17 protein-coding genes are annotated in these 17,243 nt (G+C 43.1%); 1 reads left to right on the top strand and 16 read right to left on the bottom strand.

Going from position 1 to position 17,243, the window contains the following annotated elements; genetic code table 11:
* Positions 1-94: 94 nt before the first annotated feature.
* Genes FAY30_RS00340 through FAY30_RS00330 form a run of 3 tightly spaced genes read right to left on the bottom strand, consistent with a single transcriptional unit; the run spans position 95 to position 2,994 of the window.
* The gene (locus FAY30_RS00340) at positions 95-814 is read right to left on the bottom strand and encodes a LutC/YkgG family protein (RefSeq protein ID WP_149868055.1); all 720 of its coding nucleotides are present in this window, start codon (positions 812-814) and stop codon (positions 95-97) included.
* A 1-nt stretch (position 815) separates the two neighbouring features.
* A complete protein-coding gene (locus FAY30_RS00335; protein ID WP_149868054.1) occupies positions 816-2,246 on the bottom strand; it encodes a LutB/LldF family L-lactate oxidation iron-sulfur protein in 1,431 nt (476 codons plus the stop codon).
* Positions 2,247-2,277: 31 nt separating this feature from the next.
* Positions 2,278-2,994 (bottom strand): (Fe-S)-binding protein, encoded by a 717-nt coding sequence (locus tag FAY30_RS00330; RefSeq protein WP_149868053.1) that lies wholly within the window; start codon positions 2,992-2,994, stop codon positions 2,278-2,280.
* Positions 2,995-3,129: 135 nt separating this feature from the next.
* Between FAY30_RS00330 and FAY30_RS00325 the strand changes: the two genes are divergently transcribed.
* Positions 3,130-4,287: a pyridoxal-phosphate-dependent aminotransferase family protein gene (locus FAY30_RS00325; protein ID WP_149868052.1), complete on the top strand. Its 1,158-nt coding sequence runs from the start codon at positions 3,130-3,132 to the stop codon at positions 4,285-4,287.
* Positions 4,288-4,520: 233 nt separating this feature from the next.
* Here the strand turns inward: FAY30_RS00325 and spoVT are convergent, their stop codons facing one another.
* From spoVT to veg, 13 genes are all read right to left on the bottom strand, one after another.
* Positions 4,521-5,057: a stage V sporulation protein T gene (gene spoVT, locus FAY30_RS00320; RefSeq protein WP_007084190.1), complete on the bottom strand. Its 537-nt coding sequence runs from the start codon at positions 5,055-5,057 to the stop codon at positions 4,521-4,523.
* A gap of 162 nt (positions 5,058-5,219) precedes the next feature.
* The gene (gene mfd / locus FAY30_RS00315) at positions 5,220-8,756 is read right to left on the bottom strand and encodes a transcription-repair coupling factor (RefSeq protein WP_149868051.1); all 3,537 of its coding nucleotides are present in this window, start codon (positions 8,754-8,756) and stop codon (positions 5,220-5,222) included.
* Between the two features lie 321 nt (positions 8,757-9,077).
* Positions 9,078-9,308 carry an anti-sigma-F factor Fin gene (locus FAY30_RS00310; RefSeq protein ID WP_149868050.1) on the bottom strand — a complete coding sequence of 77 codons (231 nt, stop codon included), beginning with the start codon at positions 9,306-9,308 and terminating at the stop codon, positions 9,078-9,080.
* A gap of 139 nt (positions 9,309-9,447) precedes the next feature.
* Positions 9,448-10,008: an aminoacyl-tRNA hydrolase gene (gene pth, locus FAY30_RS00305; RefSeq protein WP_149872543.1), complete on the bottom strand. Its 561-nt coding sequence runs from the start codon at positions 10,006-10,008 to the stop codon at positions 9,448-9,450.
* A 129-nt stretch (positions 10,009-10,137) separates the two neighbouring features.
* Positions 10,138-10,776 (bottom strand): 50S ribosomal protein L25/general stress protein Ctc, encoded by a 639-nt coding sequence (locus FAY30_RS00300; protein WP_149868049.1) that lies wholly within the window; start codon positions 10,774-10,776, stop codon positions 10,138-10,140.
* A 76-nt stretch (positions 10,777-10,852) separates the two neighbouring features.
* Positions 10,853-11,809 carry a ribose-phosphate diphosphokinase gene (locus FAY30_RS00295; protein ID WP_149868048.1) on the bottom strand — a complete coding sequence of 319 codons (957 nt, stop codon included), beginning with the start codon at positions 11,807-11,809 and terminating at the stop codon, positions 10,853-10,855.
* A gap of 24 nt (positions 11,810-11,833) precedes the next feature.
* Positions 11,834-13,207: a bifunctional UDP-N-acetylglucosamine diphosphorylase/glucosamine-1-phosphate N-acetyltransferase GlmU gene (glmU, locus tag FAY30_RS00290; RefSeq protein ID WP_149868047.1), complete on the bottom strand. Its 1,374-nt coding sequence runs from the start codon at positions 13,205-13,207 to the stop codon at positions 11,834-11,836.
* Positions 13,208-13,412: 205 nt separating this feature from the next.
* Positions 13,413-13,703, bottom strand: coding sequence for a septation regulator SpoVG (gene spoVG, locus FAY30_RS00285; protein WP_003347151.1), 291 nt, complete (start codon positions 13,701-13,703; stop codon positions 13,413-13,415).
* A 177-nt stretch (positions 13,704-13,880) separates the two neighbouring features.
* Entirely contained in the window at positions 13,881-14,255 is a 375-nt protein-coding gene (gene ridA, locus FAY30_RS00280) for a 2-iminobutanoate/2-iminopropanoate deaminase (RefSeq protein ID WP_149868046.1), read from the bottom strand.
* 1 nt (position 14,256) lies between these two features.
* Positions 14,257-15,084 (bottom strand): pur operon repressor, encoded by an 828-nt coding sequence (gene purR, locus FAY30_RS00275; protein WP_149868045.1) that lies wholly within the window; start codon positions 15,082-15,084, stop codon positions 14,257-14,259.
* Positions 15,085-15,139: 55 nt separating this feature from the next.
* Positions 15,140-16,009, bottom strand: a complete 870-nt coding sequence (gene ispE / locus FAY30_RS00270) for a 4-(cytidine 5'-diphospho)-2-C-methyl-D-erythritol kinase (RefSeq protein ID WP_149868044.1) — start codon at positions 16,007-16,009, stop codon at positions 15,140-15,142.
* 626 nt (positions 16,010-16,635) lie between these two features.
* A complete protein-coding gene (locus tag FAY30_RS00265) occupies positions 16,636-16,821 on the bottom strand; it encodes a small, acid-soluble spore protein, alpha/beta type (protein ID WP_149868043.1) in 186 nt (61 codons plus the stop codon).
* 130 nt (positions 16,822-16,951) lie between these two features.
* Positions 16,952-17,215, bottom strand: coding sequence for a biofilm formation stimulator Veg (gene veg / locus FAY30_RS00260; protein ID WP_007084178.1), 264 nt, complete (start codon positions 17,213-17,215; stop codon positions 16,952-16,954).
* Positions 17,216-17,243: the final 28 nt, after the last annotated feature.

Genomic DNA, 17,243 nt, shown 5'->3' with positions numbered 1-17,243 from the left:
TAAACTCGAAGGTAATTATAGCACAAGTACGGGATGTATTGATAAATGTAGAAAAACCGGGCAAATGCCCGGTTTTAGTAAACGGAAAAACTCTTTATAAATCATTTATTACAATATAACTTGCTTTAATCGGGCCATGTACCCCGACAACAAGGTTCAATTCAATATCAGCAGAGTTACTTGGACCGGTTATAAAATTGATACAGGAGGCAACATGTCCACTCTGATGATACATTTCACGCATTTTCACTGCAGCTTGGGTCATTCTTGGAACGAGCGAGCTTTTGGGAATCAACATTATTGATGTTGCCGGTAAAAAGCTGACCGTTCTGCCCTTATCTTTATCACTAAAAAGGACGACAGTTCCCGATTCAGCAAGAGTTATTTCACTGATTGTGATGCCGACATTAGCGTTTTCTGCCTTCTGAATATTTTCGTCCCCTAAACGGTAATCCCATTCAAACACATCGATATTTTGTGCAGCCCATTCCTGTTGAAACAAGGAATTCAGCCCCCATTCAGCGAACCTGGCATCCTTCCACGTGACAACCGGACCGCCTCCATAATCTCGAACGACATCATCGACAACCGCTGGCAAGTCTTTTAGGTCGGTAGTATATAATTTGGTATGAATTTTTTTACAATGCTCTTCCAAGACGGCTAACAATTCATCTTGTGTGGCATCCTTTAATACCTCATACTGCGGCTGATATTTCCAAATTGGTTTTTCAATCGGTGCCGAAATCCTCGGCCGATTAAGACGGACGGCAAGCTGATTTAAAAATCCCTCTCGATTTTGGATTGTGCCGCTCATGCTAGTTGCTGCCTCCTTTTTCGCGATTTTTAAACCAATCTCTGAATCTCTCTTTATTTGGAGCAGGGAATTCCCGAATATCCGTCCAAGCCTTAAGGGGACCCGGTCCATTAGAGATTTTTTCTCCTGCCGTAAATCTATTCATCGCAGCGGGAGCCAATTTTGACCCAATTTTATAAAGAGTTGGTGATGCCGCACCAAGCCCAAACGCCTTCATTAATAGTTTTTCAGACACAGGTGCCTTGCCTTCTTTTTCAACAATATTGACCCGGTGTTGATGAAGAAGATCATGCAGGGGAATTTTCACCGGACAGACTTCCGTACACGCACCACAAAGGGTAGAGGCATAAGGAAGTTCTTTATATTCATCATATCCCCCTAGTAACGGCGACAAAACGGCCCCCACCGGTCCCGGATAAATGGAACCATAAGAATGACCGCCGATATGACGGTAGACAGGGCAGACATTTATGCAAGCCCCGCAGCGAATACATTGAAGAATGGATTGAAACTCACTGCCTAGGATTTCCGATCTGCCATTATCGACGATAACAAGATGGAATTCCTCCGGACCATCCACATCCCCTTCTTCACGGGGACCCGTTAAAACGGTAATATAGCTGGTTAATTTCTGCCCGACTGCACTCCGGGTTAACAGACTAACGAGAACTTCCATTTCTTCAAAGGTTGGAACAATCCGTTCCATTCCCATGACGGTGATTTGTGTTTTCGGCAAGGCTGTCACTAAATCAGCATTCCCTTCATTCGTCACTAAACTGAAGGAGCCCGTCTCTGCTACCGCGAAATTACAGCCAGTAATACCGATATCGGCTTCGAGGAATTTCTCGCGCAGTGTCACACGTGCTTGGCAGGCAAGTTCTTCCGGTTTTGATGTTTGGGTGTAGCCAAGTTTTTTCGCAAATACTTCACGAATCTGTTCTTTGTTTTTATGAAGTGCGGGCACAACAATATGTGAGGGAGGATCATGCTCATCCAGTTGAAGAATATATTCACCGAGGTCTGTTTCCACTACTTCACAGCCTTCTTCCTCCAACATATCATTCAAGCTGATTTCCTCCGTCACCATCGATTTGGCCTTCACGACTTTTTTTGCATTTTTGCGCTTAACAACTTCTCTAATATAGTCATTGGCCTCTTCCTTTGTTTGGGCAAAAAAGACATGACCGCCCCTGCCCGCAATGTTTTCACTTAACTGCTCCAAATAATAGTCGAGGTGCGCGAGGACGTGCTGACGGATTTCCTCGCCGTGATTTCTCCAGTCTTCCCAATTATCCAGTTCATCGGTCGTAACAACTTTTCGTTTAATCCCCATTCCGTCCTGTGCTCCAGCGACAGCACCGCGCATAAATTGATCATGAATCCCATGATCAACACGTTCCTTAAACTTTTCCGTACCGATCTTCATCGCCATAAGAAATTCCCCCCCAACTTTAAACCGCTTCTTAGTGGCTATTTAGTACTTCGGCAATATGCATGACTTTTACCGGTTTGCCCAACCTTTCCATACGCCCGCCAATGTTCATTAAGCAGGCTCCATCTGCACCAATTAGGTAATCCGCTCCTGTTTCTTCAACATGTCCAACCTTTTCATCAACCATTTGCTCTGAAATTTGGGCATTTTTCACTGAGAACGTGCCGCCAAAGCCGCAGCATTGTTCTTTCCCTGGCAACTCGGTGAACGTTAACCCTTTTACGTTTTTTAAAAGAATCATTGGCGGCTCTTTTACCCCCAATAATCGTGTCATGTGACAAGATGTATGATAGGTAGCCGTTCCCTCAAACGTAGCGCCAACATCCTCAATTTTTAACACTTCCACAATAAATTGTGTCAGCTCATATGTTTTTTCGGCTAATTGTTTTGCTTTTGGTTCCCAAACAGGATCTCCTGCAAAAATATGTGGATACTCATGGAACATAAATGCACAGGATCCGGATGGTGACACAATATACTCAGCATGATGGAATGTTTCAATCATCCGTTTCATTGCTTCTTTTGATTCCTTAACATAGCCGCTGTTATAAGCAGGCTGGCCGCAGCAAACTTGGGACTCCGGGAATTCAATTTCACATCCAAGTCTTTCAAGCAATTCAACCGCGGCTTTGCCTACATTGCTCTGGAATAGATCAACTATACATGTCGCAAAAAGAGTGACCTTCATTTTTTCTCCCTCTCAATAAACTTATTTCGTATCCTACATTTATTCGGGAAACTTTTCCTTTCCCCTTCCATTTGATCTATAATTTAAGTTAGATATTGGAATTTTTTAATTAATCAAATACTGGAGGGAAAATAGATGTACCCAAATATTTTAAGACACCCCGGACCTACTCCCATACCTAAAAAGGTGCAGCTGGCGATGAATCAGGATATGATCAGCCATCGCAGTGAAGAATTTGTTCAGCTTTTTCAGGAAACAACGAACAGGGTGAAACCGATCTTCGGAACGAAGCAGGATATTTTGCTGCTGCCATCTGGCGGTACCGCTGCATTAGAGGCCGCAGCTGTGAACACTGTTTCTCCAGGCGAGGAAGTAGTGGTCATTACTGTTGGCGCCTTTGGCGATTATTTCGTCTCTATTTGTGAGAAATATGGTTTTCATGTACATAAGCTTGAAACGGCTTGGGGCGACGCATGTACGGAGGAAGATCTTGCAGCGTTTCTTAAACCTTTATCTAATATTAAGGCGGTTTTTGCCACCTATAATGAAACGTCAACCGGAATTCTAAACCCGATTGAAAAATTAGCCAAGGTTGTAAGTAATCAGACGGATGCGTTATTTATTGTCGATGGGGTCAGCTGCATCGGCGGTGCTCCTGCGGAAATGGATCAATGGGGAATTGATATTTTAGTAACAGGCTCGCAAAAAGCGATGATGCTTCCGCCTGGACTTGCTCTTTTAAGCATAAGCAAGCGGGCATGGAAGGTAATAGAGGAAAATCAAACACCGTCCTATTACCTCAATTTAGTAAGCTATCGCGAATGGGCAGCGAAAGGAATGACACCAAACACCCCTGCGGTTTCACTGATTTTTGGCCTTTCCGCTGTCTGTGATTTAATTGATGAAGAAGGCGGGTTCACACAAACTATGGCCAGACATGAACTGATGAAAAATATGGTTCGGGGGGCTATGAAGGCTCTCTCAATCGGTCTGCTGACCAGCGATGAGTATGCCTCACCAACGATTACCGCGATCCGTACACCTGAGGGGCTGGAGCTTTCATCCTTCCTTAGACATTTGAAGCAGAACTACCACCTTGATTTTGCCGGCGGACTGGGGTCTTTGCAAGGGAAAATTTTCAGATTCGGCCATATGGGCTATTGTTTCCCAAGTGACGTCCTTGAGGCGGTTTCACTTATGGAAGCAGGCCTCCAAGACTTCTCCTATTCCTTCGAACCAGGGGCAGGGGTAAGGGCGGCACAAACCATATTCTTGAATGCAAATCGAAAATAGCTCATAAGAAAAGCGCAAGCGCCCTGGTCAGCGGCGTATGGCCTGGAGCGCTCCAACTGAGATAAAGGAAACACGAAGAGCCGGAGGCGAATCGATGTTGACTTATCGTAGGGCGGAGAGCGAAGGACATTAGCCGCTAGGGTGCTGGAGCTGGACATTTCTCAAAGTCAAAACGTATAAATTCTAGGGTGCATAAAAAAAGACAGCACGCGCTGTCTTTTTTTCATTTAATATTATGATTCCATCTGTCTCGCTAAGAACCCTGCGGCTGTTTCCACCGCCTTTTGTTCCACTTCTCCAAGCGTTCCTTCTCTAGAAAAAATAATAACTGCACCAATAGGATCCCCATTCGCAATAATCGGCCCTATGGTATAAGAAGAGACTGTTTCATCATTTCCGTCAGCCAATGCAATATCACCCTGCTGGGTATGTAGCACGGAATTTCGTTCTTCCATTGTCTTTTCGACCAAATCGCTAATATTCTTATTTAGATAATCTTTTTTAGAACCGCCAGCAAGGGCAATATACGTATCTCGATCACAAATTAAAACAGGATTACCGAGGCTGTCAAATAGGGCTTCTGCATATTCTTTGGCGAAATCGCTTAATTCGCTGATTGGTGAGTACTTCTTTAAAATCACTTCCCCGTCCCGATCCACAAAAATCTCTAGCGGGTCCCCTTCGCGGATACGCAAAGTTCTGCGTATTTCTTTGGGAATGACAACACGACCCAAATCATCGATTCGACGAACTATTCCAGTTGCTTTCATCCAATGTTGCCTCACTTTCATCTGATGATTTTTCAACTTGGTGATTGGCAAAGCTTTTGAATTATGTAACTGTCTAGCTTCAGCTTTTCCAGTCATCACCAACTTTGAACTTAGTATCTTTCATCTGGAAAGTTCTATTCACAAACATACTATTTTTTCAAATTATTTAACGGGATTTTCCTGTCCCCGTTTAGCTAATGGAATACCTTTAACCAATTCGCTGACAATATGAAGCCACTCTGCGGTTCCAAACTCTTTCGTTTTAATTACGATTTTTAACCTTGATCCTTCCATACCCGGATTGACATTCCGGCCAAACGGGCTGCTAAGAGCAAATAGTTTCGCTCCATCAAGCGTGGCAGTGATCTGCTCACTTATCAAAATCGTCACTTCTTGTTTGACTTGTTTAATTTGATCCACACCATTTAATAGAGCATACACCTTTATTTCAGCAATTTGGAACAAGTAGGCCACTTCATCCGGATATTCCCCAAACCGGTCACGCATCTCTTCTTGAAGCTCTTCCACATCCTCAAGTGTCTCGAGACCCCTAAACCGCTTATACATTTCAATCTTTTGATGACCATCCTTAATGTACGTATCCGGAATGTAGGCATCGATTTCGAGGTCAATCTCCACTGATTTCTTTACTTCAGCTCCGAGCGCTCCTCTCCGTTCCTCAATTGCCTCTTTCAGCATTTGTGAATAAAGGTCGAAACCGACGGAGTCAATGAAACCATGCTGCTGAGCACCTAATAAATTCCCGGCACCGCGAATTGATAAATCCCGCATGGCAATTTTAAATCCGGAACCTAACTCGGTAAACTCTTTAATGGCTTGAAGACGTTTTTCTGCTACTTCCGTCAGGACTTTATCCTTACGGTAAGTGAAATAGGCGTAGGCAACCCGATTGGAACGGCCAACACGGCCGCGCAATTGATAAAGCTGGGAAAGTCCCATTCGATCGGCATCAAAGACAATTAACGTATTCACATTTGGAATATCAACGCCAGTTTCAATGATTGTTGTACTGACAAGCACATCAAACTCGCCTGCAAGGAAGCTGATCATCACGGATTCCAATTCATTTTCTGTCATCTGCCCGTGGGCATAGGTAACCCGGGCATCCGGAACAAGCATGGAAATTTCCTCTGCTTTCCGTTCAATATCTTCTACCCGATTATATAAAAAGTAAACTTGTCCGTCGCGCGCAAGCTCCCGTTCAATTGCCTCCCGTACAAGCGATCCATTATATTCCATGACATAGGTTTGGACAGGGAAACGATTTTCCGGTGGTGTTTCGATGACCGATAAGTCGCGGACACCAAGCATCGACATATGGAGAGTCCTTGGAATCGGCGTTGCTGTCAAGGTTAACACATCCACATTCGTTTTTAACTTCTTAATCTTTTCTTTATGGGTAACTCCGAATCGCTGCTCTTCATCGATAATTAACAGCCCTAAATCACGATAAACAATATCTTTTGAAAGCAAACGGTGGGTTCCCACCACAATGTCAACCGTCCCTGCCTTTAAGCCTTTAATCGTTTCCGTTTGCTGCTTCTTCGAACGGAAACGGCTTAAAAGTCCAATATTAATCGGATAATCCTGAAAGCGCTCCCTTAAAGTTTCATGATGCTGCTGCGCCAAAATCGTTGTCGGCACAAGAAAGGCCACCTGCTTTCCGTCGGCAATCGCCTTGAAGGCAGCGCGAATCGCAACTTCCGTTTTTCCATACCCCACATCGCCGCACAAGAGACGGTCCATTGGGCGTAATCTTTCCATATCCTTTTTAATTTCATGAATGGAACGCAGCTGGTCGTCTGTTTCCTGATAAGCGAATGATGATTCAAATTCCCGCTGCATATCACCATCGGGTGAAAAGCCATAGCCAACGGCTGCTTCACGTTCCGCATATAGCTTAATTAAATCATCAGCAATATCCTGAACGGAGGACTCAACCTTTTTCTTTACCTTCTTCCAATCGCTGCCGCCCAGTTTATATACCTTTGGCTCTTTCCCTTCAGAACCAACATATTTCTGGACAAGATCAATTTGTTCAACAGGAACATACAGTTTATCTGTTCCCTGGTAGCGGATATTCAGGTAATCTTTGTGGACACCATTAATCACCAGTGTTTCAATCCCTAGATATTTACCAATCCCATGATTGACGTGAACGACATAATCACCAATTTTCAGCTCAGAATAACTCTTAATTCGCTCGGCATTGGAAAGCTTTTGCCGGCTTTTCGACTTTTTCACCCGTTTATTAAATAACTCTTCCTCCGTAATGACAGCGATTTTCTGGATGGACAGTTCAAAACCTGATTGCAGGTTTCCTTTCATAATCTGAACTTTACCCGGTAAAAGGTGACTATCACCCTTTATGAGGCTGCTATCGATTTCATAGTCCTCAAGCACACGCTCCAACTTCTTTACCCGTTCCTCATCCTGTCCTAAAAAGACAATTGAATAATTCGCCTTTTTCCATCTATCAATTTCCGCCTTTAACAAATGCATTTGTCCGTGGAAGTTTTGCATTTGCTTACAAGAGATATTAATGATATTTTGCGGGCTTGTATTGGCCACATGCCGCAAAAATAAGGACATATACAGAACTGGGAATTCCCTCTTCTGCAGCAAGGCTTGTAAATCATGCGAAATATGTAAATCGTGGATGATTTGGCCCTCAGCCAGTAAACTCGTATACCATTCCGCTTCCTCTTTCACAAGGGAATCATTCATTTCTTGGACCCTGCTGATTTCATCAATCAACACAAGTCCATTACGAGGAAGATAGTCTAGTAAACTAGCAGGCCTTTCGTATGCTAGGGATAGGTACTTGTAAACCTGATCGGGTTTTTGGCCATTTTTTAATTGCTCCAGTTCATGGCTGATATTTTGACTCAACTGCATTTTTGCTTTGTCATCTTTTAGTTTTCTCAGACTTTGTGCTAATCCCTCTTCAAGTCTGCCAACCATCCGGCGATAATCCTCAGCTTCCAGCAGGATTTCGGTTGCCGGCCCTATCAAAATCTCCTTGATCTTCCCTTTGGAGCGCTGATCATCAAGAGAAAAATAACGAATGGAGTCAATTTCTGTGTCAAATAATTCAATTCGCAGCGGATCCGCCTCTGTAAGAGGATAAATATCAATAATCCCGCCTCGTACACTGAATTCCCCTGGAGTCGTAACCATTTCGGCACGTACATAGCCCATGTGGACAAGTGTAAGTAACAGTTTTTCTATATCAATATCTTGCCCTAAGGTTAGCCGCAATTGGTATTGGCTCCACTCCGACTTTGGCGGAATGATTTTCTTTAAACCGGCAATCGGGACAATCAAGATTCCCTTACTTAACTGACTCCAGTGGTTTAAGGCCTCAATTCTTTGTGCTTTTAATTCGGGACTGGCAATGCTCAGCTCAGCGGCAATTAACTCATTAGCCGGGAAAAGAAAGACTTCCTTCTCACTTACTAGATTGACAAGATCATCATAGAGTTTCTGTGCCTGTAATAGATTATGGGTGACGAGCATGATTGGCCGCTGCATCTGTTCATACATAGATGCAGTAAGTACGGTCCTTGACGACCCTGATAAGCCGGCAATCAGCTGCTCCTTCAATCCTCCCTCCACACCAGCCATAACCGAGTGGATATCTTCCTGCTGAAGGAATAATGACTTTAAACCATTCAAAGGTTTCTCCTCCCTTCCAAAATAAATATTTTAAATTAATATTAATAGCATTTTTATAGTAGAAATTAATAAATAGAAAAACGCTTTGGAGTGAAGTCCAAAGCAGGTAAGAAAAGCGTAAGCGCCCTGGTCAGCGGCGTATGGCCTCCTCGAAAAAGCTAACGCTTTTTCTTCGTGCGATGCCTATGCTGCCGAAGCGTTCCTTGTGGAGCGCTCCAACTGAGATAAAGGAAACACGAAGAGCCGGAGGCGTTTCGATGTTGACTTATCGTAGGGCGGAGAGCGAAGGACACTAGCCGCTAGGGCGCTGGAGCTAGACAATTAATGAATAAGGAAATCGTATTGGTGATAATCCGGGTTTCGCTCTAAAGCCTCTTGACAGTCTTCACAGATGGCTTTTATATGGATATCGCCTGCTGCATCATACGCCACCATTTCCTGTCTTTCCTGGTCCGTTAATGTATGAAGGCCAAGGGTTTCTGAATGTATCGAGGCTTTATCAATGGAACCAAGTTTCGTACCACAATGACGACAATGGTAATGGATGGTCACGCGGGTCCCTCCCTAATCTTCGATTCGTTATTAGTATGAACCAGATGAGAGGAACTTATTCAACTTGGGTGACCCTTGAATCGTCTCGCTTTTTGCGGTTTTGCTTATTTTATGATTGAATAGCCCGTATCATGAACGATTACTGATTATATTCATTCATCACTTGTAAAAAGGGCTTTTCAAGCCAAGCAGCGCAGGCATCTGCACTCCTTTTCACAGCTTCCCCGGTAGAGGGCAACTCATCAGGCCGAAACCGTCCAAGGACGTAATCGGGCACACTCATTCCAGCTTGCGGGCGGTCAATTCCAATCCGAATGCGGTTGAACTGCTGCGTACCAAGATGGGCAACTGTCGATTTTATTCCGTTATGTCCGCCCGGACTCCCTTTTTGACGCAGTCTAATCTTTCCAACGGGCAAATCAAGATCGTCATAAATCACGACTAGATCCTCTAAGTCTATTTGATAGTAATCCATCACCGCTCTGATCGATTCCCCTGATAAATTCATATAGGTAAGTGGTTTTAAGAGCAGGACCTTTTCCCCGTTATAAAAACCAATCCCATACAGCCCTTTAAATTTTGACTGATTAAGCGGTATCGAAAATTGATCCGATAAGGCATCAATGACTTCAAAACCGATATTATGTCTAGTTTGATCATATTGCTTCCCGGGATTACCTAAACCAACGATGCATTTCATGGGTCCCACCTCTTTCGGCTCAGTAAACCTTTTTAATATGTTTCGTAACATCGCCATTCTCCCATTATATACTACTTCTTTTATATATGCGTGAAAAGACGTAACCTTTAAGAGGTTACGTCTTCCATTCTATTCGCCCCCTACAGGGGTAGTTTCTCTTCCCTCTTCATTATCCGGATGACCCGGCTCTTGCTGCTCACCGGCGTTAATTTCCTCTTCCTGCCTTGGCGGAAGGATAGAAGCCACTACTTCATCGTCATCATGGTTAATCGTAAAGCCGCCGCCAGATGGAATGTCTCCTACCAGTACCGTTTCTCCTACTTGAAGATGTGAAATATCCACTTCAATTTGCTGAGGAATATTGTCCGGGGTAGAAGTAATCGACAATTGGTGAACCGGCTGCTGCAGGACACCGCCATCCTTTACTCCGGCCGCCTCGCCAACCAAGACAAGCCTTACATCAACATTGATTTTCGAGGACCTATCAACGGCTAAAAAGTCAACATGGAGAATTTCCTTTTTAAATGCGTCTTCTTGATAATCGGTTAAGACAACATCATGTTTACTGCCATCTACATCAAGGGAAATGACCCCATTCCTGCCTACTGTCCGGATCGTCTTTGTTAAATCAGCTGCACTTACAGACACTGGTTTACTTTCAACTTTTGCTCCATAAATAATAGCAGGAATGCCGCCGCTCTCTCTGATTTTCCTTAACGCAGAAGATTTGAGTTCCTTCCGTTCCATTGCTTGTAAAACAGTACTCATGTGTGTAGTCACCTTCCTATTTTAGTTAGAAGTATCTATATAAAATTACCCTAAAAGAGGAAGGTCTAAACCTATTTTAATCAAATAAAGTACTTACAGATTGTTCTTCATGGACACGGATAATCGCTTCGCCAAGTAATGGAGCCACAGATAAATGAACAATTTTATCGCTCTTTTTCTCTTCAGGAAGAAGAATAGAGTTAGTGACAACTAATTCCTTAATTTTCGAGTTCTCGATTCTTTCAATCGCAGGACCTGATAAAACTGGATGTGTACAGCAGGCATACACTTCGGCAGCGCCATTTTCTACTAATGCATTGGCAGCCAATGTAATGGTTCCTGCTGTATCAATGATATCATCAATCAAAATCGCTATTTTACCTTCAATATTACCAACAATATTCATGACCTCCGCCACATTCGGTCTAGGACGGCGCTTGTCGATAATCGCAATTGGTGCTTTTAAGCGTTCGGCCATTTTCCGGGCTCTTGTCACACCGCCATGGTCCGGAGAAACAATGACAATATCCCCAGCAAACTCTCTCTTCTTGAAATACTCAGACAAAATAGGTACACCCATTAAATGATCGGTAGGAATTTCAAAGAATCCTTGGATTTGCGGTGCATGTAAATCTAAACAGATGACACGGGTTGCACCGGCTGTTTCTAAGAGATTGGCTACTAATTTTGCTGTAATCGGCTCACGGGCACGCGCTTTACGATCTTGACGGGCATAGCCATAATACGGCATCACAATATTAATTGTTTTAGCAGATGCTCTTTTTAACGCGTCAATCATAATTAATACTTCCATGATATTTTCATTCACAGGTGAACTAGTGGATTGGATCACATACACGTCGCAGCCGCGAATACTTTCTTCAATGTTGATTTGAATTTCTCCGTCACTAAATCTTGTTACAGAGCTCTTCCCTAACTCAACACCAATTACTTTTGCAATTTCTCTTGCCAGGGGAACATTTGAATTTAAACTAAATACCTTTAAGTTCGGATCTAAATATTGATTTGACATGGTGACCCTCCTAAAATCAAAAGCTTATTTATTAAAATTAAGCTTTTGTACGTAATTTTCCTTATTCACTTGCTGGGCACGTGCAATGGACAACGCTTCACCCGGTACATCCTTAGTAATTGTTGACCCGGCAGCCACATAGGCACCTTTTCCTATTGTGACTGGGGCAACAAGATTGGAGTTACAGCCGATAAAGACTCCATCTTCAATTTTCGTTAAATATTTATTTTTACCGTCGTAATTCACAGTAATTGAACCACAGCCAATGTTGACATCACTGCCAACCTCCGCATCGCCAATATAGCTGAGATGCGACGCCTTGCTTCCTTTTCCGAAAATGGCCTTTTTGATTTCAACAAAATTTCCAATTTTTACATCGTCGCTAATAGCAGAATCAGGACGAATATGGGCGAATGGGCCGATGTTTACATGGGAACCAATCGAGCTATTATGTGCAGCTGATTGACGAATCACTGTACCATTCCCTATTTGACATGTATCAATTTCGGAATTTGGACCAATGTGACAATCTTCACCGATGGCCGTCTTCCCTTTAATAACCGTTCCTGGATAAATGATCGTATCCTGACCAATTTTGACATCTGTGTCTATGTACGTATTCACAGGGTCAATAATAGTTACCCCATTACGCATATGGGCTGTATTCGTTCGCTGACGCATGATTCTCTCTGCCTCTGCTAACGCAACACGGTCGTTCACACCCAAGGTTTCTTCCAATTCATCCGTTTGGAAGGCTGTGACCACTTCACCCTGTTTTTTCAAAATCTCAATTACGTCTGGTAAATAGTATTCCCCTTGAACGTTGTTATTAGAAACGTTGCGAAGTGCTTCGAATAGAGCAAGGTTGTCAAAACAATACGTACCTGTGTTAATTTCATTTATTTTCCGTTCTGTGTCTGTTGCATCTTTGTGCTCAACAATTTTTTCAACAAGCCCCTCTTCATTGCGAACGATTCGGCCGTATCCTGTTGGGTCTTCGATTCTTGCTGTGAGAATGGTGGCTTTAGCATTCAACTCCTCATGGTGTTTAAACAGGGCTTCCATCGTTTCAGCTTTAATTAATGGGGTATCACCGCAAACAACAATGGTTACGCCTTCTTTGCCAGCAAGCAGACTCTCAGCCTGCATGACGGCATGAGCAGTACCCAGCTGTTTCTCCTGCAATGCATAGTGACTGCCGTCCCCTAATTGTGCCTGTACCATTTCAGCTCCATGCCCAATGATGGTCACCATTTCGTGAATATTAAGCTTTGTTATTTGATCAACTACATGCTGTACCATTGGTTTTCCGCATACTTGGTGCAATACTTTATACAGCTTGGATTTCATCCGCGTACCTTGCCCTGCGGCCAAAATCACAGCATATCGATTAGGCATGTTCTAGCCCTCCATTTTACCTTTTTATCCATTAAAAATATTAACGTAAATGGGCACGCTTTTCAAGGAATGAACAGGAAGTGTCAAATTTTTTAATATTGAGAAAAAACAAGTAGAATGTTCGAGGAGAGATTAGCTTAATATGGGGGTAATCTTCTAAATATAAAAAGAGCCTTACTGAGAAAGGCCCTAGTTGTTAAAATCCTTAGGAAGCTCCGGCTTCTTCAAATTCTACTTCCAATTCACCTAGACGATGGTACTCAGCCAAAACAGCTTCTTGGATTTTACCGCGTGTTCCTGAATTGATTGGATGCGCAATGTCACGAAATTCTCCATCAGGAGTACGTTTACTTGGCATAGCTACAAATAAACCGTTGTTTCCGTCAATAACACGGATGTCATGAACAACAAATTCATTGTCTAATGTGATTGATGCAATCGCTCTCATTCGACCGTCCGTATTAACTCGGCGTAATCTTACGTCAGTTACTTCCATGTGCTCACACCCTTTTTTGTTATATAAAAAGCTAGTGTATTAAATTCAACAACTAATCCAATAATCCTTCTTAAATTTTAAAATATTTTTGAAAAATTAGGGCAAAGCAGTGAACTTTTGTCAAAAATGGTCTTTTACAACAAAAAATCAGACGAAAGACATAGAAAAAGCGCTCGATTACTTTACGAGCGCAACAACTTCGATTTCAACTAAGGCATCCTTTGGTAACCGGGCAACTTCCACACAGGAGCGGGCTGGTTTATGCTCAGAAAAATACTCGCCATAAACTTCATTGACAGCAGCAAATTCATCCATATTTTTAATAAAAACAGTTGCCTTTACGACCGTTTCAAGTGATGCGCCTGCTTCGGCTAACACAGCTTGTAAATTACGGAACACTTGGTGGGTCTGCTCTTTAACATCGCCTGTCACCATCGTTCCTTCAGCGGTTAATGGAATTTGTCCAGAGCTGTAAAACAGGTTATTCACAATAATTCCTTGGGAATATGGGCCAATGGCAGCAGGGGCTTGGTTCGTTTGAACTGCTTTCATACTATCTCCTCCAATTGTTAAAGTAATTTCCTTCGTGTACACTTATCTTTTTTTCTTTGACATCGACATCCGATAATTGGACGAGCGATAAGTACTCATCCACTAATCGTTCTTGAATTTTTTCAGCCTCAACTAAAACAGCAATTCCGGCCAACTGGCTATTAAATTCCTCTAGCATACTGATCATTCCCATGACGGTTCCGCCGGCCTTCATAAAGTCATCGACAATAAGGACACGTGAATCCTGCTTCATGCTCCTTTTTGAAAGCACCATCGTCTGAATTCTTTTGGCTGATCCAGAAACATAATTAATGCTTACTGTCGGGCCTTCCGTTACTTTACTGTCTCTGCGAACAATTACTACCGGGACATTCAATTGACTTGCAACTGCATAGGCAAGCGGAATCCCTTTTGTCGCCACCGTCATAACAACATCAATTTTTGTATCAGCATAGGCCGAGGCAATGACACGTCCTGCCTTTTGGACCACCTGCGGATCTCCTAATATATCTGTCAAATATAAATAACCGCCTGGTAAAAGCCGTTCAGGATTTCCAATTAATTGACATAGTTCGTTGATAAAGGGTTCTGTCTCTTCCCGGCTGACTTTTACGAAGAATTTAACACCGCCAGCTGCTCCCGGCACGGTTCTTAGTGTGCCGATTCCTCTTTGTTCAAAGGTTTCTTTTACGATAGCCAAATCTTCACTAATGGAAGACTTAGCGGACGAATACCTTTCCGCAAAAAAAGTGAGGGGAACGAGTTGGCGAGGATGATCCAATAAATAATTCGTCATATCAATTAAACGTTCACTACGGCGAAATTTCATAATTAACCCCCAAAAACCGAATATTCTTATTAAAGAATACCATTATTGTACGCCTTTAATCAAGCGTGTGTCGTTCTCCCAGCATGCGGACTGCAAAAACCTGGTCACAGAATCCCCGCAATCCGTTATAGATCCGATGCATTCGTGAGTCATGCTGAACAATTCCAAACACGGTTGGTCCGCTGCCGCTCATTAAAACAGCATCCGCGCCAAAACGCTTCATTTGCTCTTTTATTTGGGCAACCTCGGGGTGAAGAGTTAATGTTACGTCCTCGAGGACATTACCCACATTATCGCATACGTGTTGGTAGTCCCGGTTGTTAATGGCTTCAATCATACCGCTAATATCAGGGTGATTCGTCCGATTCACATCTAGCCGGCGGTAAACCTCAGCGGTCGAGACCCCGATGAAGGGCTTTGCAAGGATGACCCAGCATGTCGGCGGTGGCGGGAGCTCAGTAATGACCTCACCCCTTCCTTTTGCTAAAGCTGTGCCTCCGTATACACAAAATGAAACATCTGAACCAATTTCACTTCCAAGCTCAGCTAATTCATCCATGGATAATCCGAGTTCCCAAAGCTTATTCAGGCCTCTTAAGGTTGCGGCCGCATCACTGCTTCCCCCGGCTAATCCTGCCGCAACCGGGATTGTTTTCTCAATTGAGATCAACACACCTTTCTTTACATGAAATCGATCCTTCAAAAGCTGGGCTGCTTGAAAGGCTAAGTTGCGTTGATCATCAGGTACATACCTATTATGGGAAAGAATATGTATTTGATCATGATTTAATAAGGTTAGCTCAACCCGGTCTGCTAAATCAATGGTGGTCATGATCATTTCAACCTCATGAAAGCCATCGGAACGTTTATGTAAAACATCTAATGCTAAGTTTATTTTGGCCGGTGCTTTGACTAAAAGCTTCACTACGTCACCTACTTTTGTTTTTCCCGCTCTGCACCCAAAGGGCGCTTCTGCATCCTTTTCCTAATTCCACATTTTGTCCTATTTTACCACAAAACGATAAATGTAAGACGTGAGATATGATATATCCTGTCAAATTTATTATTTTATCATTAATTTTTCAGAGGAAAAAGCTTATTTTAACAGAAAAGCGCAAGCGCCCTGGTCAGCGGCGTATGGCCTGGAGCCTCCAACTGAGATAAAGGAAACACGGTAAGCGTAGCGAACCGATGTTGACTTATCGTAGGGCGGAGAGCGAAGGACAGTAGCCGCTAGGGCGCTGGAGCTGGACAATTCTCGAAGTCGAAATTTATACTTTTGTATCTTTTAAAAAACCGGAAAAAGGCCAGCGCGGAAATCAATTAAGGTTCCCTCGCTGACCTGACTGTGGTCAAGATTTGTTTAAACTAAGAAAAGCGGAAGGCGCCCGCCTATCGGCGACAAGCATAAGACGAGCCGGCCGAAAGGTTGCTTTTTAACCTTTTGGACGGATTGGCTTAGACCATAGAGCCGATGGCGCCTAGAGCTGGACATTTCTCAAAATCAAAATTTTATACTCTCTTTTAAGAAAAGCGGAAGTGCTTTTAGGATTAAGACTTTGTGCCTCGATTAGACAGCTGAGCTTCTGCCAGTTCAATAGCACGCTTTACCATATTCCCTGCATCCCGTGCCTTAATACCGCCCCAGCCTTCTTTTTGGACGACATCATAAAAACCAAGCTCTTTTGCCAATTCCTCTTTAAAGCCTTCGGACATGATGCCTCTTCTTCTGCCCATCTAAACAACCCCTTTCATACCACAGTATTCTTAGTATGAGATATTCAGGCCGTTTACATGTTATCCAAATAATCCTTTAAAAAGCAAAAAGCAGTAAACTATTTGTTTACTGCTGCTCATTGCCTATATACTAGCTTAAAGCTACATGTCCTGCTGCATCATCATAGAAAGTAATTTGAACTGTTTCTGTTAATACATCCGCATAGCTGTAAGATACACGCTCGAATGAATTTTCATCCTGATCTAATTCAATAACAAAAACAGATGGGTAAGTTTCAGCTAAAACACCTGAACGTTCAATCGTTTTCCTTCGTCCTCCGTTTGCTTTTAGCAACAACCTTTTCCCTAAATTCGTGTCAAGGGCCTTTTTGATATCGGCTAAGGTTTTTGGCATTCGATCCACCTCACTGTGTAAAGTATAA

The sequence above is a fragment of the Bacillus sp. S3 genome, assembly GCF_005154805.1.
GTDB lineage: Bacteria > Bacillota > Bacilli > Bacillales > Cytobacillaceae > Neobacillus.
Note: the sequence above shows the minus strand (reverse complement) of the source record. Positions and strands in the feature narration are given on the sequence as shown.

What these genes read in the sequence shown, in the direction of transcription:
- ridA (WP_149868046.1), bottom strand. Translation starts at nt 14,255, where the DNA reads ATGAAAGCAGTTCAAACGAACCAAGCCCCTGCTGCCATTGGCCCATAT.
- FAY30_RS00330 (WP_149868053.1), bottom strand. Translation starts at nt 2,994, where the DNA reads ATGAAGGTCACTCTTTTTGCGACATGTATAGTTGATCTATTCCAGAGC.
- spoVT (WP_007084190.1), bottom strand. Translation starts at nt 5,057, where the DNA reads ATGAAAGCAACTGGAATAGTTCGTCGAATCGATGATTTGGGTCGTGTT.
- spoVG (WP_003347151.1), bottom strand. Translation starts at nt 13,703, where the DNA reads ATGGAAGTAACTGACGTAAGATTACGCCGAGTTAATACGGACGGTCGA.
- FAY30_RS00265 (WP_149868043.1), bottom strand. Translation starts at nt 16,821, where the DNA reads ATGGGCAGAAGAAGAGGCATCATGTCCGAAGGCTTTAAAGAGGAATTG.
- purR (WP_149868045.1), bottom strand. Translation starts at nt 15,084, where the DNA reads ATGAAATTTCGCCGTAGTGAACGTTTAATTGATATGACGAATTATTTA.
- veg (WP_007084178.1), bottom strand. Translation starts at nt 17,215, where the DNA reads ATGCCAAAAACCTTAGCCGATATCAAAAAGGCCCTTGACACGAATTTA.
- FAY30_RS00295 (WP_149868048.1), bottom strand. Translation starts at nt 11,809, where the DNA reads ATGTCAAATCAATATTTAGATCCGAACTTAAAGGTATTTAGTTTAAAT.
- FAY30_RS00300 (WP_149868049.1), bottom strand. Translation starts at nt 10,776, where the DNA reads ATGAGTACTGTTTTACAAGCAATGGAACGGAAGGAACTCAAATCTTCT.
- FAY30_RS00325 (WP_149868052.1), top strand. Translation starts at nt 3,130, where the DNA reads ATGTACCCAAATATTTTAAGACACCCCGGACCTACTCCCATACCTAAA.
- glmU (WP_149868047.1), bottom strand. Translation starts at nt 13,207, where the DNA reads ATGCCTAATCGATATGCTGTGATTTTGGCCGCAGGGCAAGGTACGCGG.
- pth (WP_149872543.1), bottom strand. Translation starts at nt 10,008, where the DNA reads ATGAAATGCATCGTTGGTTTAGGTAATCCCGGGAAGCAATATGATCAA.
- FAY30_RS00335 (WP_149868054.1), bottom strand. Translation starts at nt 2,246, where the DNA reads ATGGCGATGAAGATCGGTACGGAAAAGTTTAAGGAACGTGTTGATCAT.
- FAY30_RS00340 (WP_149868055.1), bottom strand. Translation starts at nt 814, where the DNA reads ATGAGCGGCACAATCCAAAATCGAGAGGGATTTTTAAATCAGCTTGCC.